This window comes from Pseudomonas sp. SJZ079 (genome assembly GCF_007993865.1).
GTDB lineage: Bacteria > Pseudomonadota > Gammaproteobacteria > Pseudomonadales > Pseudomonadaceae > Aquipseudomonas.
The window spans coordinates 1-20880 of the sequence record NZ_VIUH01000014.1 but is presented as its reverse complement, the minus strand read 5'-3'; the positions used below and the strand labels follow the sequence as shown (position 1 = coordinate 20880).

At 64.2% G+C, this 20880-nt stretch carries 18 protein-coding genes; 13 read left to right on the top strand and 5 right to left on the bottom strand.

What is annotated here, in order from left to right; translation table 11 throughout:
* Positions 1 to 95: 95 nt before the first annotated feature.
* The 5 genes from FBY03_RS13780 to FBY03_RS13760 form a co-directional block, all read right to left on the bottom strand.
* Positions 96 to 656: an NADPH-dependent FMN reductase gene (locus tag FBY03_RS13780; RefSeq protein ID WP_147172948.1), complete on the bottom strand. Its 561-nt coding sequence runs from the start codon at positions 654 to 656 to the stop codon at positions 96 to 98.
* Between the two features lie 11 nt (positions 657 to 667).
* Positions 668 to 1075 (bottom strand): OsmC family protein, encoded by a 408-nt coding sequence (locus FBY03_RS13775; RefSeq protein ID WP_147172947.1) that lies wholly within the window; start codon positions 1073 to 1075, stop codon positions 668 to 670.
* A 101-nt stretch (positions 1076 to 1176) separates the two neighbouring features.
* A complete protein-coding gene (gene ycaC / locus FBY03_RS13770) occupies positions 1177 to 1803 on the bottom strand; it encodes an isochorismate family cysteine hydrolase YcaC (protein WP_025165727.1) in 627 nt (208 codons plus the stop codon).
* Between the two features lie 66 nt (positions 1804 to 1869).
* Positions 1870 to 2556, bottom strand: a complete 687-nt coding sequence (locus tag FBY03_RS13765) for a hydrolase (protein ID WP_147172946.1) — start codon at positions 2554 to 2556, stop codon at positions 1870 to 1872.
* 132 nt (positions 2557 to 2688) lie between these two features.
* Positions 2689 to 3555 carry a pirin family protein gene (locus FBY03_RS13760; protein ID WP_147172945.1) on the bottom strand — a complete coding sequence of 289 codons (867 nt, stop codon included), beginning with the start codon at positions 3553 to 3555 and terminating at the stop codon, positions 2689 to 2691.
* 98 nt (positions 3556 to 3653) lie between these two features.
* On the opposite strand from FBY03_RS13760, the gene FBY03_RS13755 reads away from it, so the two are divergent.
* The 13 genes from FBY03_RS13755 (at position 3654) to cobA (ending at position 20734) form a co-directional block, all read left to right on the top strand.
* Positions 3654 to 4544 carry a LysR family transcriptional regulator gene (locus FBY03_RS13755; protein ID WP_147172944.1) on the top strand — a complete coding sequence of 297 codons (891 nt, stop codon included), beginning with the start codon at positions 3654 to 3656 and terminating at the stop codon, positions 4542 to 4544.
* Positions 4545 to 5084: 540 nt separating this feature from the next.
* Positions 5085 to 6473, top strand: a complete 1389-nt coding sequence (locus FBY03_RS13750; RefSeq protein ID WP_147172943.1) for a CmpA/NrtA family ABC transporter substrate-binding protein — start codon at positions 5085 to 5087, stop codon at positions 6471 to 6473.
* Between the two features lie 60 nt (positions 6474 to 6533).
* A complete protein-coding gene (locus FBY03_RS13745; protein WP_147172942.1) occupies positions 6534 to 7523 on the top strand; it encodes an ABC transporter permease in 990 nt (329 codons plus the stop codon).
* A 72-nt stretch (positions 7524 to 7595) separates the two neighbouring features.
* A complete protein-coding gene (locus tag FBY03_RS13740) occupies positions 7596 to 8390 on the top strand; it encodes an ABC transporter ATP-binding protein (protein ID WP_147172941.1) in 795 nt (264 codons plus the stop codon).
* A gap of 225 nt (positions 8391 to 8615) precedes the next feature.
* Entirely contained in the window at positions 8616 to 9305 is a 690-nt protein-coding gene (locus FBY03_RS13735; protein WP_147172940.1) for a polysaccharide lyase family 7 protein, read from the top strand.
* Positions 9306 to 9455: 150 nt separating this feature from the next.
* A complete protein-coding gene (locus FBY03_RS13730) occupies positions 9456 to 9899 on the top strand; it encodes a thioesterase family protein (protein WP_147172939.1) in 444 nt (147 codons plus the stop codon).
* Between the two features lie 95 nt (positions 9900 to 9994).
* Complete coding sequence (locus FBY03_RS13725; RefSeq protein WP_147172938.1) at positions 9995 to 10480, top strand: cytochrome C; 486 nt, start codon at positions 9995 to 9997, stop codon at positions 10478 to 10480.
* A gap of 503 nt (positions 10481 to 10983) precedes the next feature.
* Positions 10984 to 12195: a NarK/NasA family nitrate transporter gene (locus FBY03_RS13720; RefSeq protein WP_147172937.1), complete on the top strand. Its 1212-nt coding sequence runs from the start codon at positions 10984 to 10986 to the stop codon at positions 12193 to 12195.
* Positions 12196 to 12409: 214 nt separating this feature from the next.
* A complete protein-coding gene (locus tag FBY03_RS13715) occupies positions 12410 to 14077 on the top strand; it encodes a bifunctional protein-serine/threonine kinase/phosphatase (RefSeq protein ID WP_147172936.1) in 1668 nt (555 codons plus the stop codon).
* Between the two features lie 309 nt (positions 14078 to 14386).
* On the top strand, positions 14387 to 16843 hold the full coding sequence (gene nirB, locus FBY03_RS13710) for a nitrite reductase large subunit NirB (RefSeq protein ID WP_147172935.1): 2457 nt from the start codon (positions 14387 to 14389) through the stop codon (positions 16841 to 16843).
* Positions 16840 to 17169, top strand: a complete 330-nt coding sequence (nirD, locus tag FBY03_RS13705) for a nitrite reductase small subunit NirD (RefSeq protein WP_025165741.1) — start codon at positions 16840 to 16842, stop codon at positions 17167 to 17169. Before nirB ends, nirD begins: the two co-directional genes overlap by 4 nt.
* Before the next feature lie 96 nt (positions 17170 to 17265).
* Positions 17266 to 19986, top strand: coding sequence for a nitrate reductase (locus FBY03_RS13700; protein ID WP_147172934.1), 2721 nt, complete (start codon positions 17266 to 17268; stop codon positions 19984 to 19986).
* A 10-nt stretch (positions 19987 to 19996) separates the two neighbouring features.
* Positions 19997 to 20734 carry a uroporphyrinogen-III C-methyltransferase gene (cobA, locus tag FBY03_RS13695; protein ID WP_147172933.1) on the top strand — a complete coding sequence of 246 codons (738 nt, stop codon included), beginning with the start codon at positions 19997 to 19999 and terminating at the stop codon, positions 20732 to 20734.
* The last annotated feature ends 146 nt before the right edge of the window (positions 20735 to 20880 follow it).

Below are 20880 nucleotides of genomic sequence, written 5' to 3'. Positions count from 1 at the left end.
TAGCGACAGCAATGCCCTACGGGACTTTCAGCGGGCAGTCGACGGCTGACGGCAGCTGTTACCGGCTCTCGTACAGGCTCCTGAGGGTCACCCTGTCAGCCGCGGTGTTTCAGGGTCCAGACGTAGAGTGCTTCGAGCAGGCCACGGATATGGACGCGGGTCGGCTCATCGGTCAGCGTGCCCTGCGGGTCGAAAAGCTTCTGCGCCCCGGCGATCATCACCTCCGGACGGTTGAGCAGGTGGACGTCGAGAAACACCATGCTTTGCCGTAGGTGGTACTGCGCCCGCGCCGTGCCGAAACGGCCGGGACTGGCGCCCATGATGGCCGCGGGCTTGCCGGCGAAGGGTTGCTCCGGTGGCCGCGAGACCCAGTCGATGGCATTCTTCAGCACCCCGGGCATCGAGTAGTTGTATTCCGGGGTCACCAGCAGCAAGCCATCGGCGGCGCGGATCTGCTCGCGCAAACGCTCGACCGCCGGGGGAAAGCCCTGGGCGTAATCATCCTCGTTGTACAACGGAATGCCGGCGATATCCGCCATCTCGATCTGCATCCCGGCCGGCGCCAGACGCAGCGCCTCGCGCAGGACGGCCGTGTTGTAGGAACCACTGCGCAGGCTGCCGGAGATGCCCAGCACCTTGACTTCTCGATCAGTCACGTCGGTACTCCTCAGTCGACCAGCTGGCTGTCGATCAGAATCTCGCCGCTCAGCAGCTTATGGATGGGACAGGCGTTGGCAATTTCCAGCAGGCGCTGGCGCTGCGCATCGCTGAGGTCGCCAGACAAGTGGATGTCTCGACCGATACGGGTCTGCGGATGCTGCGCACTGGGCGCTTGCAGCAGGCGCAGTTGTACATCGATGGCCTGCAGCGGCATGCCCTTGCGGTGCGCGTACATGGCCACGGTGATCGAGGTGCAAGCGCCCAGGGCCGATAGCAGCAGCTGATGCGGCGAAGGTCCTGTGTCGCCACCACCGTGTGCCTGTGGTTCGTCACCCAGCCACTGGTGCACACCATCGCTAAGTTTGACCTGATAGGCCTGCCCGCCGAGGGAGGCCGTCACTGACGCTGCGCTCATTGCAAACTCCTATTCTGCTGGACTGCCAAGGCTGTTAAGAACAGCTGTAAGTGGCGCAAAGATCAAGGACTGCGCGCCGAGCGCAGCCCTTGTCGGCGCGCTTACTTGCCCGCGGTCAGCGTGGTGTAGCTGTTGATCAGGTTGCGGTAGTCGGGGATGTGGTTGGAGAACAGCGTGCCGAGGCCCTCGATGTCGTTGCGCCAGTCGCGGTGCAGCTCGCAGGCCAGACCGAACCAGGTCATCAGCTGGGCGCCGGACGCGGACATGCGGTCCCAGGCCGAGTGGCGGGTGATCTCATTGAAGGTGCCGGAGGCATCGGTGACCACGAACACCTCGAAACCGGCCTCGATCGCCGACAGCGCGGGGAAAGCCACGCAGACCTCGGTGACCACCCCGGCGATGATCAGCTGCTTGCGCCCGGTGGCCTTCACCGCCTTGACGAAATCTTCGTTGTCCCAGGCGTTGATCTGGCCTGGGCGGGCGATATAGGGCGCATCCGGGAACTGCTCCTTGAGCTCCGGCACCAGCGGGCCGTTGGGGCCGTTCTCGAAGCTGGTGGTGAGGATGGTCGGCAGTTCGAAGTACTTGGCCAGATCGGCCAGGGCCAGTACGTTGTTCTTGAACTTGTCCGGGTCCAGGTCGCGCACCAGCGAGAGCAAGCCGGTCTGGTGGTCGACCAGCAATACCGCGGCCTGATTCTTGTCGAGACGTTTGTAGGCAGTGCTCATGACGGTTTCCTCGTGTTTGCATGAAGGTCGGACACCCAGATTAGGCGCCCGGTGGAGCAGCGCGGTTTAACGCTGCGAATCCAGAACTTCCTGGTTGCTCACCACGGCTTGCGCCTTGAGGTAGCTTTCGATCAGCAACTGGTAGTGCGGGAAAATATGACTGTAGGCTTCGGCCCACTGCTGGGCGTCCGGACGGTTCCAGGTTTGCTGGATCTCCGAGCAGACCGCTGCGGTGTCCATGGGCACCACACCGGCCTGGACCACCCGGGCCAGGGTGACTTCCTGGGCCATCTTCGAGTAGGTGCCCGAGGCGTCGATCACCGCAAACACCCTGTAGCCGGCAGCCACCGCGCTGATGCTGGGGAAGGCCATGCACACGCTGGTGATGGTGCCGGCGATGATCAGGGTCTTCTTACCGGTGGCTTCCACGGCCGCAACGAAATCCGGGCTGTCCCAGGCGTTGATCTCGCCCTTGCGCGCCACGTACCGGGCGTGCGGCGCGGCCTCATGGATCTCGGGAATCAGCGGGCCGTTGGGTCCCTGGGGCACCGAGGCAGTGGTAATCACCGGGATCTTCGCCAGGCTGGCAATCTTCGCCAGGGTGATGGCGTTGGCGCGCAGCTCGGTCATCGGCATGTCTTTGACCGTCTGAAACAGGCCGCTCTGGTGGTCGATCAGCAGCATCGCCGTGTCGCTGGGGTCGATCGTCGGTTTCTGGCCGTTGAAGTTGGCAATATTCGCGAAGGAATGCATGCGCGGATCCTCTTGCAAGGTTGAGGGACCCGGGCCGTTTCGACGGTCAGGGTCCGGGTGACGTGTTAGGCCACGGGTCCTGGGTGAGCCGGTCTATTGAGACTAGGTGGTGAGACCGGCGGCGGATGACCGTTAGGCCGGTAGTTGGCCGAACGAGCCACTCTGGAAGTCCTTAACCGCCTGGGCGATTTCGGCCTTGCTGTTCATCACGAAAGGGCCGTAACCGACCACCGGTTCATCGATGGGCTCGCCACTGAGCAGCAGCACCAGCGCCTGGTTGTTGGCTTCCAGCAACAGCTCGTCGCCAGCGCGGTCGAGCAGCACCATCTGCGCCTCCCTGACCAACTGGCTGCCATTCACCTGCACCGTGCCACGCAGCACGATCAGCGCAGTGCTGCGGCCCTCGGTGACGGGCAAGGACAGCGGCTTATCGGCATTCAGGCGGATATCCCACACGTCCATGGCGGTGAAGGTGCGTGCCGGCCCCTGTTGCCCGGCAAACTCCCCGGCGATAAGGCGCAGGGAACCGGCGCCGTCGTCAAGCGGCACCAGCGGGATGTCCTGATCGAGAAGGGTCTGGTAGCCCGGCGCGGCCAGCTTGTCGCGGGCCGGCAAGTTGACCCACAGCTGCACCATCTCCAGGGTGCCGCCCTGCTCGGTGAACGCGGCGGAATGGAACTCTTCATGCAGAATTCCTGAGGCGGCGGTCATCCACTGCACGTCGCCAGGGCCGATCAGGCCGCCGCTGCCCGTCGAGTCACGGTGCTCCAACTCGCCCTGGTAGACGATGGTCACGGTTTCAAAACCGCGGTGCGGGTGCTGGCCGACGCCGCGCGGCTGCTGCGTCGGGGCGAACTCATGCGGGCCGGCATAGTCGAGCAGCAGGAACGGGCTGATGTGCTGGCCCAGGCTGTCATAGGAAAACAGCGAGCGAACCGGAAAGCCGTCACCGACCCAGTGCTGCTTGGGGCTGCTGTAAAGACCGAGAATCTTTTTCATGAGATGCCTCCTCTGTGCATGGACAACAGCTTATGAGTGCAACAGCTATCCCGGTAGACTCAGCAAATCACTCTCAGCGTTCTATAAGGAGAACACTGATGGACGACCTCAACGACCTCTACTACTTCGCCCAAGTCGTCGAGCACGGCGGTTTCGCGGCGGCAGGCAGGGCGCTGCATACGCCCAAGTCCAAGCTCAGCCGGCGCATTGCCCTGCTCGAGGAACGCTTGGGTGTGCGCCTGCTGCAGCGCTCGACCCGGCACTTCTCGGTCACCGAAATCGGTCAGGAGTACCACCGGCACTGCCTGGCCATGCTGATCGAGGCGCAAGCCGCGCGGGAGGCGATCGAACGCACCCGCTCGGAACCCCAGGGCATCGTGCGCATGAGCTGCCCCACCACCCTGCTGCAGTACCGGATTGGCGAGCTGATCAGCCGCTTCATGGTCCTCTACCCCAAGGTTCGGGTGCACCTGGACGCCACCAACAGGCACGTCGACGTGATCGGTGAAGGGCTCGACCTGGCCCTGCGCGTGCGTTTCCCGCCGCTGGAAAACAGCGACCTGGTGATGCGCGTGCTGGCCGACAGCCCCCAACGACTGGTCGCCAGCCCCGAGTTTCTCAAGGGCCGCGCCCTGCCCTTGCTGCCCGCCGACTTGAGCGGCCTGCCCAGCCTCGACTGGCGGCAACCGGGCGATCATCTGTGGCGCCTGGAGGGCCCCAATGGCGCCATGGCCGAGGTCAGGCATCAACCGCGCCTGATCAGCGACGACATGACGGCCCTGCGCCAGGCGGCGCTGCTCGGTGTCGGCGTGGTGCAACTGCCGTGCATGGTGGTCGAGCAGGAGCTGGCGCAAGGCCGGCTGCTGGACATCATGCCGCAGTGGGTGCCGCAAGGCGGCATCGTGCATGCGCTGTTCCCTTCACGTCGCGGCTTGCTGCCATCGGTGCGCACGTTGATCGACTACCTGGCCGAGCACCTTGAGAAATAGCCAGCCGCGGTCGAATCCTGGGACTTGCGCACGGGCTGCCTCGCTCTGGATAGCTGCACCTGTGTCAGCAAAACGGCCCCTCAAGCATGCAGGCGCTGCGCAGCCGCTTAGCGCCCACCGTTAGGTCGCGCTACAGCGGGCTGCAAAGCGAACCAAAAGCGCTCAAGCCAGCCGCGGCGTGCACGGCAATGGCTCAAAAATAGCCGAGCGCACGCCGTATTCGGCCTGCAGCTGATCGCCTCGAGCCAGTACCAACAACGCCAAACACGTTCAACATATCGTCTTAACCATCTGATTTTAAACACTCTAAGCGGCTATCCAAGAACCACTCGAGCAGCCGTGAAGGCCGCCGGGCCGCATTCAGGTCGCTCACTGAGACAAAGCTGGCAAGCCCCTTGCAATTCCCCTGTCAGCAAACGTCATCGGATCGCCAACGGCGGTGATCGGGACGAATAGACAAAGACGTCAAAGGCACCCTGCCCGTAATGGCAGCGTTGTCCGCGACGTCTTTTTTTCGTTTCTGAGACCTGAGGGACCACCATGCAAAACTTCACCGTTCGCCGCTTCTTGCTGAAAAAGACCCTGGCCGGCCTCGGCTGCGCCGCCGTCATGTTGCTCTCGCCCTTGAGCGTGCAAATCGCCCAGGCCGCCGAACTCGAGAAGGAGGAGCTCAAGCTGGGCTTCATCAAGCTCACCGACATGGCGCCACTGGCCATCGCCTATGAGAAAGGCTTCTTCGAAGACGAAGGCCTGTACGTCACCCTGGAGGCTCAGGCCAACTGGAAAGTCCTGCTGGATCGGGTGATCGACGGCGAACTGGATGGCGCCCACATGCTGGCCGGGCAACCCCTGGGCGCGACCATCGGCTTCGGCACCAAGGCCGACGTGGTCACCGCCTTCTCCATGGACCTCAACGGCAACGGCATCACCATGTCCAACGCCGTCTGGGAGGAAATGAAGAAGCACGTGCCGATGGCGGACGGCAAACCGGTGCACCCGATCAAGGCCGATGCACTCAAGCCGGTGATCGAGCAGTACAAGGCCGCTGGCAAGCCGTTCAACCTGGGCATGGTGTTCCCGGTCTCCACCCACAACTACGAACTGCGTTACTGGCTGGCCGCCGGCGGCATCAACCCCGGTTATTACGCCCCGGCCAAGGGCGACATCAGCGGCACCCTGAATGCCGACGCCCTGCTCTCGGTGACCCCGCCGCCGCAGATGCCCGCGACCATGGAAGCCGGCACCATCAACGGCTACAGCGTGGGCGAACCGTGGAACCAGCAGGCCGTATTCAAGGGCATCGGCGTACCGGTGATCACCGACTACGAAATCTGGAAGAACAACCCGGAGAAGGTTCTCGGCGTATCCAAGGCCTGGGCCGACGCCAACCCCGAGACCCATAAGCGTCTGGTCAAGGCGTTGATCCGCGCCGGCATGTGGCTGGACGAAAACAACAACGCCAACCGTCAGGAAGCCGTGGAGATACTGTCGCGTCCCGAGTACGTCGGCGCCGACGCCAAGGTGATCGCCAATTCGATGACCGGCACCTTCGAGTACGAGAAGGGCGACACCCGTGCAGTGCCGGACTTCAACGTGTTCTTCCGGCACAACGCCACCTACCCCTACTACTCCGACGCCATCTGGTACCTGACCCAGATGCGCCGCTGGGGTCAGGTCGGCGACGCCAAGCCGGACAGCTGGTACTTCGACGTGGCCAAGCGGGTCTACCTGCCCGAGGTGTACATGAGCGCCGCCGCCGAACTGGTCAAGGAAGGCAAGGCCAAGGCCGAGGACTTCCCGGCCGCCAGCGAGGAAGGCTTCCGCGCGCCGAGCAACGAATTCATCGATGGCCTGACCTATGACGGACGCAAACCGAACGAGTACATCAACCAATTCAAGATTGGCTTGAAACCCGACTCCGTTCTGTAACGCATCCATTGCCCCAGGGAGCCGGACACGCCGGCTCCCCTTTGCTTCGAGGACAAGACGATGAGCAACCCCGCCGTCGCCCAGCCCATCCAAGACACCCTGAAGTCCGCGCGCAGTGCGGCGATCAAACGCTGGCTGCCCAGCGTATTGATGCCGGTGATCGGCCTGCTGGCCTTCCTGCTGTTCTGGCAGATGGTTGCCGGCAGCATCGACACCAGCCTCGGCAAATTCCCGGGGCCTACTCAGGTCGCCAGCCAGTTCAGCGGCCTGATCGACGAACACCTGCGCGAACAACGCCGAGCCGATGCCTTCTTCGAGCGCCAGGAAACGCGTAACGCGGCCAAACTGGCGAAGAACCCGGATGCCAAGGTGAGCGTGCGCCCCTACACCGGCAAGCCGACCTTCTTCAAACAGATCTTCACCAGCCTGTACACGGTGCTGACCGGCTTCGTCATCGCCTCGCTGATCGCCATCCCGCTGGGCATCGTCTGCGGCCTGAGCAAGCCGATCTACAACGCGATCAACCCGCTGATCCAGATCTTCAAACCGGTCTCGCCGCTGGCCTGGCTGCCGCTGGTGACCATGGTCGTCAGCGCCGTCTACACCAGCAGCGACCCCCTGTTCGCCAAGTCCTTCGTCACCTCGGCGATCACCGTGGCGCTGTGCTGCCTGTGGCCGACCGTGATCAACACCACCGTGGGCGTGGCCAACCTGGACAAGGACCTGCAGAACGTCAGCCGCGTGCTCAGCCTGTCGCCGCTCAGCCACGTGCGGCGCATCGTCCTGCCGGCCGCCATCCCGATGATCTTCACCGGCCTGCGCCTGTCCCTGGCCACCGGCTGGATGGTGCTGATTGCCGCGGAGATGCTGGCGCAGAACCCGGGACTGGGCAAATTCATCTGGGACGAATTCCAGAATGGCAGCTCCAACTCGCTCGGCCGGATCATGGTCGCCGTGGTGGTGATCGGCCTGCTCGGCTTCATCCTCGACCGCCTGATGCTGCTGCTCCAGCGCCGCGTCAGCTGGGACAAGAACGCCGACCTGCGCTAACAGAACTTCGAGCACCACGGCGCTCGCCAGGTGCTCAGCGCTCTGTGCACCCTAGATTTCCTGGAGAACAGCATGAACATTCCACACCTCGAACTGAGTGGCGTCGGCATCAGCTTTCCCACCGACATGGGCCTGTATTGCGCCCTGCAGAACGTCAACCTGAAGATCGCCAAAGGCGAGTTCGTCTCGCTGATCGGCCATTCCGGCTGCGGCAAGTCGACCGTCCTGAACATCGTCGCCGGCCTCTATCAGGCCACCACCGGCGGGGTGATTCTCGACAGCCGCGAAGTCAATTCGCCCGGCCCGGAGCGCGCCGTGGTGTTTCAGAACCACAGCCTGCTGCCCTGGCTCTCCTGCTACCAGAACATCGAACTGGCCGTGCGCCAGGTGTTCCAGGGCCAGAAATCCAGGGCGCAAATGCGCGAATGGATCGAGCACAACCTCGACCTGGTACACATGAGCCATGCCCGCGACAAACGCCCCAGCGAGATCTCCGGCGGCATGAAACAGCGTATCGGCATTGCCCGCGCGCTGGCCATGCAACCCAAGGTGCTGCTGATGGACGAGCCGTTCGGTGCCCTCGACGCGCTGACCCGTGCCCACCTGCAGGACTCGCTGATGGAGATCCACGCCGAACTCGGCAACACGGTGATCATGATCACCCATGATGTCGACGAGGCCGTGCTGCTCTCCGACCGTATCGTCATGATGAGCAACGGCCCGGCGGCCAGCATCGGCGAGATTCTTCAGGTCGAGCTCGAACGCCCCCGCGAACGCATGGCGCTGGCTCACGACCCGCGCTACCACGAGTACCGCGCGGCGGTGCTGGAGTTCCTCTACCAGAAGCAGCAGCGGCCTGCGGCCTGAGGACGACCTGAAACTGCGACAACCTGGCTTAAATCACAGGTTGTCGCGTTCCTGCTGTCTCACACCGCAGACACGATTTAGCGATGTGCCATTCATCAATCGCGGCGTGGCGCGCCGTTCAGCCCTCCCCCAGCTCCCGACCCACCGGTCAGCCCGACTGAACTTACTGCCCTGACAGCCACCGAAGGTGGGCTTTTCATCCCAGAACAGAATTAAGGATCAGTCGTGCTCGATCTCACCACCTGGAATCTGTCGATTCCCACGGACCCCGCCCCTACCACCATCGAAACCGCGCAACTGAACAATGGCTATACCAGCCGCTACTTTCGTCGCAATGCGGACGACAGCATCACCTTCTGGGTACCGGTCAACGGCTCGCATACCCGCAACGCCCGCTACCCACGCAGCGAACTGCGCGAAACCCAGGCCGACGGCGCGCTGAGTAACTGGTACCACCACAGCGCCGATAACTATTTGAGCGCGGTGCTGTCGGTGCAGCAGGTACCGAGCAAGCACAAGATCGTCATCGGCCAGATCCACAGCACCAATCAACCGGGTAGCAACAACGATCCGCTGATCAAGCTGCAGTACCATTACCGCCGCGGGGTTGGCCGCCTGGAACTGCTCCTGCGCAAACGCCCGGGGGACAGCGAAGTGCAGAACATCCTGTTGGCGGAGAACGTGCAGCTCAACGAACGCTTCGGCTATGACCTGCGCATCACCCCCAGCGGCAAACTCGGCGTCAGTGTCAACAGCAGCGATGGCGACCGCGGCTCCTACTATCAACAGCTGAGCGGCTACTGGGGCAAGCAGCAGCTGTACTTCAAGGCCGGCGCCTATATACAGGACAACTACGGCCCCGCCGATGAAGGCGGGCGGGTGACCTTCTACTGGCTGAACAGCCTGCATCGCTGAGCCGAGCCGTTACTCGGCGCAGGACAGCCGGGGCGGGGCGGGCGGCACTTCATTCAGCGGGCAAATAGCGCAAAATCGCCGAAAGCCCACGTACAATCGCGCCGCCCGCGCCACGCGTCGCATCCTCCAGCCCGCACGAGACTCGCCCATATGGCCCGCCTGAAACTCGAATTCCCGGAACAGCAGTTCTGCTACAGCACCCACCTGACGGTGCGCGTCACCGATATCAATGCCTCCAACCACCTGGGCAACGACTCGATGATCTCGATGATTTCCGAGGCTCGGGCGCGCTTTCTGTTCGAATTCGGCATCGCGGAAACCCGCGAGGACGGCACCGGCATCATAGTCACCGACCTCGCCACCACCTACCGCACCGAAGCCCATGCGCGCGACCAGTTGCTGTTCGAGGTCGGGGTCATGGATTTCAACAAGTACGGCGGTGACATCATCTTCCGCATTAGCCGTCCGGCCGATGGCAGCCTGGTGGCGATGGCCAAGTCGGGCTTCGTCTTCTTCAACTACCAACGCCAACAGGTGGTGGCGATGCCGACAGAGTTCAGCGCCAAGTTTCCGCGGGTCAACTGGCTGGATTGAGCCGTGCCCGCGACCGGCTGACAGCGAATCCAGGCCTGCTGCGCTATACCTAACGGCAGCGTCCATCGACGCTGCTCTGCGCAGGAGGTATTGCCATGTCCGCCAAGCGCCCACAGCCCACCCCGACCGTACTACTACTCGGCCTGCTGAGTAGCCTGCCTGTCCTCGCCGACGACGCTCAACTCGAGCGCGGCCGCTACCTAGTCAATATCGGCGGCTGCAACGACTGCCATACCGCGGGCTACCTGATGGCTCCCGGCTCCATCCCTGAAGATGAATGGCTCAAGGGCGATAGACTCGGGTGGAGCGGACCCTGGGGCACCACCTACCCCAGCAACCTGCGCCTGCTGCTGCCACGTCTCAGCGAAAGCCAGTGGCTGACGCTGGCGCGCGGCGCCAACTACCGTCCGCCCATGCCCAACGAGAAGCTCCACATCATGAGCGACGAGGACCTGCTGGCCATCTATCACCTGGTCAAGCACCTGGGCCCGGCAGGAGAACCGGCGCCACCCGCCCTGCCACCCGGGCAGACGCCGCCCGAGCCGGTGATCCTCTTTCCGGCGCAGCCCCCGACCGACTGAGCCGCGATTGAGCCAAGCCGGCGCGACACGCCACGAAGCGAATTCGCTGCATTCCAGTGAGTACTCGGCGCCCCAGATCAGGCCGATGTGCCCAATCACAGCGCACGTGCAGCCCGCACGCCCCATTTTGATTCGCCTGCCGGCACCGACAGGCTGCTATGCCCCTGATTACTCGCGGCTCAAGCTGTTGGCTCAGCTCTTGCAATGACCCAACTACCGGTAGCCAAAGGCGGCTACCCCACAAACGACACAGACGTCGCTTCATCCGCGCTTTCGAGCGTTGCGGTGATGCGGCGTTTTTTTCGTTTCACCCCAGCGTTTGGGGTTGGTGGTGCCTCTGCGATCCAGAGGCCTCGCTTGCAACTCTCTCAACCCAGCTGTGGCTCAGGCCGCAGGGCGCTGCATCACAAGTGCGGCGCCTCCCCGGCGGGCTGCGCACGGTGTGTCCACGACCACACCGCACGCAACCCGACCGGGACCCTTTTTTGCTGATGAGGTGTTCGATGAATACAAGTTTCTGGAAGGCTGGCCATACGCCGACGTTGTTCGCCGCTTTTCTCTATTTCGATTTGAGCTTCATGGTCTGGTACCTGCTCGGCCCACTGGCGGTGCAGATCGCCACCGACCTGGACCTGACTGCGCAACAGCGCGGCCTGATGGTCGCCACACCGATTCTGGCCGGCGCCATACTGCGTATTTTCATGGGCCTGCTGGCCGATCGCCTGTCGCCGAAAAGCGCCGGCCTGATCGGCCAGGTGATCGTCATCTGCTCGCTGTTCGCCGCCTGGCAGATCGGTATCCAGACCTATGAGCACGCGCTGCTGCTCGGCCTGTTCCTCGGTTTTGCCGGCGCCGCCTTTGCCGTCGCGTTGCCCCTGGCCTCGCAGTGGTATCCCGCCGAGCATCAGGGCAAAGCCATGGGCATTGCCGGCGCCGGTAACTCCGGCACCGTGCTGGCGGCCCTGTTCGCCCCAGGCCTGGCCGCGTTGTTCGGTTGGCAGAACGTGTTCGGCTGGGCTCTGATTCCCCTGCTGATCGCCTTGCTGGTGTTCGCCCTGCTGGCCCGTAACGCGCCGCAGCGGCCACAGCCAAAATCCATGGCCGACTACCTCAAGGCCTTGGGCGACCGCGACAGCTGGTGGTTCATGTTCTTCTACAGCATCACCTTCGGCGGCTTCGTCGGCCTGGCCAGCGCCCTGCCCGGCTACTTCAACGATCAGTACGGCCTGAGCCCGGTCACCGCCGGCTACTACACCGCCGCCTGTGTCTGTGCCGGCAGCCTGATGCGCCCACTCGGCGGCGCATTGGCCGACCGTATCGGCGGTATCCGCTCGCTGCTGATGATGTACACCGTCTCCTCGCTGTGCATCGCCGGCGTGGGTTTCAACCTGTCCAGCTCGACCGCAGCCCTGGCGCTGTTCGTCACCGCCATGCTCGGTCTGGGCGCGGGCAACGGCGCGGTATTCCAGTTGGTGCCGCAGCGTTTCCGTAAGGAGATCGGCGTGATGACCGGCCTGATCGGCATGGCCGGCGGCGTCGGCGGCTTCTTCCTGGCGGCTGGCCTCGGCACAATCAAGCAGCACACCGGCGACTATCAACTGGGCCTGTGGCTGTTCGCCAGTCTCGGCGTGCTGGCCTGGGTCGGTTTGTACGGTGTCAAGCAGCGCTGGCGCACCACCTGGGGCTCCGCTGCGGTGACTGCCGCTCGAGTCTAACTCCCACGCACGCAGGTGGGTTGAGACAGAGGCGGGGTTCTGCGAAACATCCCCGCACTGGTCAGGTAAAGCTGGCGTGGGCGTGCTTAACGATGCCCTCGCCAAGGGAAGCCGAGTGGGCTTCGCCTTTGTCTCAACCCACCTGCCGCGTACCATCAGGGCGATGTTTATCGCCCTTGCGCGTTTCTGCCACTCCCGCCCACGAGAACCTCTGATGGCCCTGCAGTTAACCTTCGGCGAAGCCACGGCAACCGGCCCCCGGCAAGAAAACCAGGACGCCATTCGTGTGGTCACGCCAGCGCCGGCGCTGGCCGTCAGCAAGGGTTATCTGTTCGCCCTGGCCGATGGCGTCAGTCAGTGCGCCGATGGTGGCCTGGCGGCGCGGGCGACCTTGCAGGCCCTGGCGCTGGATTACTACGCCACCCCGGAAACCTGGGCGGTGGCGCAATCGCTGGACCGCCTGCTGGTCGCGCATAATCGCTGGCTGCAAGCCAATGGCGGCGGCCAACCCTTGCTGACCACCCTCACCGCCCTAGTGCTGCGTGGCCGGCGCTTCACCCTGGCGCATGTCGGCGACTGCCGCGCCTATCGCTGGCATGCGGGTCAACTCGAGCGCATCACCGAAGACCACGTGTGGGAGCAACCGGGCATGCAGCACGTGCTCAAGCGCGCCCTGGGTCTGGATCAGCACCTGGTGGTGGATTACCTGGACGGCGAGTTGCGTGAAGGCGAGAGTTTCTTGCTGGTCAGCGACGGGGTCTGGGCGGTGCTCGGCGACAGCGGCATCCAGCGCATCCTGCATGACGAAGCAGACGCGGCCGCCGCCACCCGCGCCCTGGTCAGCGCGGCCCATTTGGCCGGCAGCCAGGACAACGCCAGCGCGCTGCTGGTCCAGGTCGACCGCTTGCCGCAAAGCGCACTGGCCGACACCCTGGCGCAACTCGAACACTGGCCCCTGCCACCCAAGTTGCGCGACGGGCAACTGTTCGAAGGCTGGCAGGTCGAGCGTCTGCTGGCCGAGTCGCGGCAATCGCTGGTGTACCGCGTGCGCGATGGCCAGTCGCGCCGCTGGCTGCTGAAAACCCTGCCACCCAGCCGCACCGATGAGCCGCAAGCCGGCCCTGCACTGCTGCTGGAGGAGTGGTTTCTGCGTCGCGTCGCCGGGCGGCACTTTGCCGAAGTCCATCCACTGCCGCAGCGCCAGCATCTGTATTACCTGCAACGCGAATATGCCGGACAAACCCTGGCCGAGCATATCCGCCTGTCCGGCCCTATGGTGCTGCCCGAGTGGCTGGACGTCGCACCGCGCCTGCTCAAGGCCCTGGGCATGCTGCACCGGCGCAATATCCTGCACCGCGACATCAAGCCGGAGAACCTGCTGTGGGGCGATGATGGCGAGCTGCGCGTACTGGATTTCGGCCTGGCCTATTGCCCGGGACTGTCCCGCGACGAGGCCAACGCCCTGCCCGGCACCCCCAGCTATATTGCCCCGGAGGCCTTCGCCGGCGCGGTGCCCAGCCCGCAGCAGGATATCTATGCGGCGGGCGTGACCCTCTACCATCTGCTCACCGGCCATTACCCCTACGGCGAGATCGAAGCCTTCCAGCATCCGCGCTTTACCAGTCCGACCCCAGCCAGCCGCTATCGCCCCGACCTGCCGAGCTGGCTGGACGAGAGCCTGGCTCGCGCGGTCAGCGCCGACCCGCAGCAGCGCTATGAAACCGCCGAGGAGTGGCTGCTGACCCTGGAACAAGGGGAGCGTCAAGCCCTCAGCAGCCGGCCCAGGCCGCTGCTGGAGCGCGAACCGCTGCTGGTCTGGCGCACGGTGGCGCTGGTGGCCCTGCTGCTGAACCTGTTCCTGCTGGTGCTGCTGATCAAGTAACGCGGTGAAGTGCGCCGCGCCGCTGCAGAAGTCGCACCAGAACAGAGCAGCTCGCCTTAAACCGGTGCGCACAAGACCACAACAACCCACCTGGCGGAAACCTGAAACAGGCTCAAGCCCGCCAATCGCCTGCCCCCTGGAGAGTTGGCACAGCCTCTGCATTAGTCACTGCACAAATTATTAAAGCGCGCCCTTCAACGATGAAGGTTGCACTTCCCGAATAGAACGGGACTTGGACAAAGGTGTCCTCGCTAGGTGACTAGCGGGACGCCTTTTTTATTTTCCGGTTATGCGTGACGGTGAGGAATCATGAAAAAACTCAAGTTGGTGATGATCGGCAACGGCATGGCCGGGGTCCGAACCCTTGAAGAGCTGCTCAAGCTCGCCCCCGACCTGTATGAAATCACCGTGTTCGGTGCCGAGCCGCACCCGAACTACAACCGCATCCTGCTCTCGCCGGTGCTGGCCGGCGAGCAGACCTTCGAGGAGATCGTGCTCAACGATCTCCAGTGGTATGCCGATAACGGCATCAACCTGCTGCTCGGGCGTAAAGCGGTACAGATCGACCGTAAGGCGCGTCGGGTGATTGCCGACGACGGCAGCGAGGCCGAATACGACCGCCTGCTCATCGCCACCGGCTCCAACCCCTTCATCCTGCCGATTCCCGGCAAGGACCTGCAGGGCGTGATCGGTTACCGCGACATCGCCGACACCCAGATGATGATGGACACCGCCAAGACCCACCCACATGCGGTGGTGATCGGCGGCGGCCTGCTCGGTCTGGAAGCGGCCAACGGCCTCAAACTGCGCGGCATGGACGTCACCGTGGTGCACCTCGGCGACTGGCTGATGGAGCGTCAACTCGACCGCACCGCCGGCGAACTGCTGCAGAAGTCCCTGGAAGACCGCGGCCTGAAGTTCCTCCTGCCCAAGCACACCGCCGAACTGCTGGACAACGGTGAAGGCCGGGTCTGCGCGGTGAAGTTCAAGGACGGCGAGGTGATCCCCGCCGACCTGGTGGTGATGGCCGCGGGCATCCGCCCCAACAGCGACCTGGCCGAACAGTCGGGGATCGCCTGTAACCGCGGCATCCTGGTCAACGACACCCTGCAAACCTACGACCCGCGGGTGTACGCCATCGGCGAATGCGCCAGCCATCGCGGCATCGCCTACGGCCTGGTCGCCCCGTTGTTCGAGCAGGCCAAGGTCTGCGCCAACCACCTGGCCCAGCTCGGCTTCGCCCGCTATCAAGGCTCGGTCACCTCGACCAAGCTGAAAGTCACCGGCATCGACCTGTTCTCCGCCGGCGAATTCATGGGCGCCGAAGGCACCGAGACCATCACCCTGTCCGACCCGATCGGCGGCGTGTACAAGAAGCTGGTGATCAAGGACGACATCCTGGTCGGCGCCTGCCTGTACGGCGACACTGCCGACGGTGGCTGGTACTTCCGGCAGATCCGCGAGAACCACAACGTCGGCCAGATCCGCGACCACCTGATGTTCGGCGAGAACGCCATCGGCGACGTCGGTCACCAGGGTGCCGAGAAGACCGCCAACATGCCCGACAGCATGGAGGTCTGCGGCTGCAACGGCGTGTGCAAGGGCACCATAGTCAAGGCGATCCAGGAGAACGGCCTGTTCTCGGTCGACGAGGTGAAGAAGCACACCAAGGCCGCCAGCTCCTGCGGCTCCTGCGCCGGCCTGGTCGAACAGATTCTGATCAGCACAGTGGGCGGCGCCGCCGACGTCAAGCCGAAGAGCGAGAAGGCTATCTGCGGCTGCAGCGACCTCAATCACGGGCAGATCCGCAAGGCGATCCGCGAGCAGCACCTGATCAGCATGGGCGAGTCCATGGCCTTCTTGAACTGGAGCACGCCGAACGGCTGCGCCACTTGCCGCCCGGCCTTGAACTACTACCTGATCTCCACCTGGCCGGGCGAGGCCAAGGACGATCCGCAGTCGCGTCTGATCAACGAGCGCGCCCACGCCAACATCCAGAAAGACGGCACCTACTCGGTGGTGCCGCGCATGTGGGGCGGCGTAACCAACCCGTCCGAGCTGCGGCGCATCGCCGACGTCGCCGACAAGTACAACGTACCCATGGTCAAGGTTACCGGCGGCCAGCGCATCGACCTGCTGGGCATCAAGAAGGACGACCTGCCGGCCGTGTGGAAGGATCTGGACATGCCCTCCGGGCATGCCTACGGCAAATCCATCCGTACCGTGAAGACCTGCGTCGGCAGCGAGTTCTGCCGCTTCGGCACGCAGAACTCGACCCAGCTGGGCATCGAGCTGGAACACGACCTGTTCAACATGTGGTCGCCGCACAAGGTCAAGCTGGCGGTCTCCGGTTGCCCGCGCAACTGCGCCGAGGCCGGCATCAAGGACGTCGGCATCATCGGTGTGGACTCCGGCTGGGAGATGTACATCGGTGGCAACGGCGGGATCAAGACCGAGGTCGCCGAGTTCTTCGTCAAGCTGAAAACCGCCGATGAAGTACGCGAATACAACGGCGCCTTCCTCCAGCTGTACCGCGAGGAGGCCTTCTACCTCGAGCGCACCGTGCACTACATGCAGCGCGTGGGCATGGATCACATCAAGAAGGCCGTGCTGGAAGACGCCGAGAACCGCAAGGCGCTCAATGCCCGCCTGCAATACGCCCTGTCCTTCGAGCAGGACCCCTGGAAAGAGCGCATCGAGCAGCCGCAGTTGAAGAAAGAGTTCGATCGCATCGCCATTGTTCAAGTCGAGGAGGCCTCCGTATGAGCTGGCTGGATATCTGCGCACTGGAAGAAATAAACGTGCTGGGCTCGCGCATCATCAAAGGCCCCAAGGGCGACATTGCGATCTTCCGTACCAGTGACGATGAGGTCTTCGCCCTCGACGACCGCTGCCCGCACAAGGGCGGTCCGCTGTCCCAGGGCTTGATCTATGGCAAGCGCGTGGCCTGCCCGCTGCACAACTGGCAGATCGAGCTGGCCAGTGGTGAAGCCGTCGCTCCGGATGTCGGCTGTGCGCACAAGCATGAGGCAAAAGTCGAGAACGGCCGCGTCTGGCTGGCCCTCAAAGCGACTGCCGCCGAGTGCGCCTAAACCCGTAGGAGCCAGCTTGCTGGCGATGCTTTTCGCGACCTGGATCGCCAGCACGCTGGCTCCTACAACAGGTCGCAAACCACGGAGTCGAGCGCCATGCCCACCCCCAATCAAATCACCGCGTCGACCTGCTGCTACTGCGGCGTCGGCTGCGGCGTGCTGATCGAACACGACGGCGAGAAGATTCTCGGCGTCAAAGGCGATCCGAATCACCCAGCCAACTTCGGCAAGCTCTGCAGCAAAGGCTCGACCCTGCACCTGACCGGCGACCTCGACGCGCGCGGTCTGTACCCGCAGCTGCGCCTGGGCAAAGGCCTGGCCCGCTCGCGCACCGACTGGGACAACGCCCTGGAGCATGCCGCCAACGTCTTCGCCGAGACCATCCGCGAACATGGCCCGGACAGCGTGGCCTTCTACATCTCCGGCCAGTTGCTGACCGAGGATTACTACGCCTTCAACAAGCTGTCCCGCGCCCTGGTCGGCACCAACAACATCGACAGCAATTCGCGCCTGTGCATGTCCAGCGCGGTGGTCGGCTACAAGCGCAGCCTCGGCGCCGATGCGCCACCCTGCAACTACGAGGACATCGAGCAGAGCGACTGCCTGCTGATCGCCGGCAGCAACATGGCTTACGCCCACCCGGTGCTGTTTCGCCGCCTGGAAGAAGCCAAGGCCAAACGCCCGGAGATGAAGGTCATCGTCATCGACCCGCGGCGCACCGATACCTGCGAGCTGGCCGACTTGCACCTGGCCATCCTGCCCGGCACCGACGTGGCGTTGTTCCACGGCATCCTGCACATCCTCATGTGGGAAGGCTGGATCGACCGGGACTATATCGACCAGCACACCGACGGCTTCGACGCGCTGAAGAAGCTGGTGCGCGACTACACCCCAGGCACCGTGGCGGACATCTGCGGCATCTCCCTGGAAAATCTGCAGGCCTGCGCCGAGCTGATCGGCAAGTCGCCCTCCTTTCTTTCGCTGTGGTGCATGGGGCTTAACCAGTCCAGCGCAGGCAGCGCGAAGAACAGCGCGCTGATCAACCTGCACCTGGCCACCGGTCAGATAGGCCGGCCCGGTGCCGGACCCTTCTCCCTGACCGGCCAACCGAATGCCATGGGCGGCCGCGAAACCGGCAGCCTGTCCAACCTGCTGCCCGGCCACCGCGACGCCGCCAACGCCGAACATCGCAGCGAAGTCGCCGCTTACTGGGGCGTCGATGCGCTGCCGCAGACGCCCGGCCTGACCGCTATCGAGCTGTTCGACGCGGTGCACGCGGGCAAGATCAAGGCCCTGTGGATCGCCTGCACCAATCCGGCGCAGTCAATGCCGGACCAGAACAAGGTGCACGAAGCGCTCGCCGCCTGCCCTTTCGTGGTGGTGCAAGAAGCCTTCTTCACCACCGAGACCTGCCACTACGCCGACCTGCTGCTGCCCGCCGCCAGTTGGGGCGAGAAGGACGGCAGCGTGACCAACTCCGAGCGCCGCGTCAGCCATGTGCGCCGCGCCGTGCCAGCGCCCGCAGAGGCGCGGCCGGATTGGGCGATCACCACCGAGTTCGCCCAGCGTCTGGAACCACTGCTGCGCCCCGGCCTGCCCAGCCTGTTTGCCTTCGACAGCGCAGAAATGCTGTTCGAGGAATACAAGTACCTGACCCAGGATCGCGATCTCGACCTTTGCGGCCTGAGCTACGCGATCCTGGACCACCAAGGCCCCCAGCAATGGCCCTTCCCGGCCGGCGCCAGCCAGGGAACCCCGCGCCTGTATGGCGATGGCCGCTTCCCTACCGATAACGGCCGTGCGCAGTTCCATGCCGACCCCTATCGCGCCCCGAAAGAAAAGCGCGAAGCGCGCTTCCCGCTGACCCTCAACACCGGGCGCTTGCGCGACCAGTGGCACGGCATGAGCCGCACCGGCACCGCCGCCCGCTTGTTCGGCCATGTCGAAGAGGCCGTGCTCAGCCTGCACCCGGACGAAATGCGCCGGCGTCGCCTGCAGGCCGGCGACCTGATCAAGGTGCGCAGCCGTCGCGGCAGCCTGATCGTCCCGGTGCAGGCAGACGACGCCATCCGCTCCGGCCAGGCCTACCTGCCGATGCATTGGGGCGACCGCTTCCTCAAGGGCCGGGGCACCAACGTGCTGACCCTGCCGGCCTTCGATCCGCTGTCCAAACAGCCCGAGCTGAAACACGCCGGCGTCGAGGTGGAAAAGGTCGACCTGCCCTGGCAGTTGTTCGCCCTGGTCGAAGGCGACGTGCAGCGGCGTTTCGCCGCCCTGCGCCCACTGTTCGAAGAGTTCGCCTACGCCAGCCTGACGCTGGCCGGCCGTGAGCGCCCGGCCCTGGTGATTCGCGCTGCCAGCGCAGTGGCCCCGGATGCCGGTTTGCTGGCCCAGGTCGATGCCTTGCTCGGCGTCGATGCGGGCCCGGTGCTGGCCTATGACGATCCGCAACGCACCGTGGGCAAGCGCGTGCGCATCGAAGACGGACGCATCGTCGCCATCCGTCTGGCCGGCGAAACCGCGGCACGCCATTGGCTAAAGAGCCTGTGGAGCGAGGGCAAGGCCGATGCCGACCTGCGGCGCTGGTTGCTCGCACCCCTGTCCACGCCACCGGGTGCAACGAGTGCGAGCAGCGGCAAAACCCTGTGCAACTGCATGAACGTCAGCCAGGACGCGGTGTGCGCCGGCATCGCCCGCGGCCTCAGCCTCGATGGACTGAAACAGGAACTCGGCTGCGGCACCAGTTGCGGCTCCTGTGTCCCGGAAATCAAACGACTGCTGGCGGCACCCTCCGTGTCTGTCGCAACCAACGCCTGAGGTGATCAACATGAGCGGAAAAGTCTGGCTGGTAGGTGCAGGGCCCGGTGATCCGGAATTACTCACCCTCAAGGCGGTGCGCGCCCTGCACCAGGCGCAGGTGGTGATGATCGATGACCTGGTCAACCCAGAGGTTCTCGAACATTGCCCGAATGCCCGCGTGGTGCCGGTCGGCAAGCGTGGTGGCTGCCGTTCCACGCCACAGACCTTCATTCAACGCCTGATGCTGCGCTATGCGCGCCAGGGCAAATGCGTGGTGCGCCTGAAGGGCGGCGACCCCTGCATCTTCGGTCGCGGCAGCGAAGAAGCCGACTGGCTGAACGCCCACGGCATCGAAGTGGAAATGGTCAACGGCATTACCGCGGGCCTGGCCGGCGCCACCAATTGCGGTATTCCGCTGACCCTGCGCGGCATTGCGCGCGGCGTGACCCTGGTCACCGCCCACACCCAGGACGACAGCACGCTGAACTGGCAAGCCCTGGCTCAGGGCGGCACCACCCTGGTGGTCTACATGGGCGTGGCCAAGTTGCCGGAAATCCGTGAAAGCCTGCTGGCCGGCGGCATGCGTGATGACATGCCGGTGGCGATGATCGAGAACGCCTCCCTGCCCCAACAACGTGAGTGCCGCAGCTCACTGGCCGCGATGCACCAGGCCGCCCTGGATTTTCAATTGAAGAGTCCCGCCATCCTGGTGATCGGCGAAGTGGCGGCAGACCATCAGGTGCAGGCCATCGCCATGCATGCCTAACTGCTTCGCTCCTGCGGAGTTGTTTTTGCCCGGCCTCGGCCGGGCTTTTTTATGGCTATGTCCCAATAGCGTGTTGCATGGTGCGTCCAACCGCCTCCTGGATACAGTGAGCCGGCCGAATATGCTGCTGATAGCGCTCAAGCATG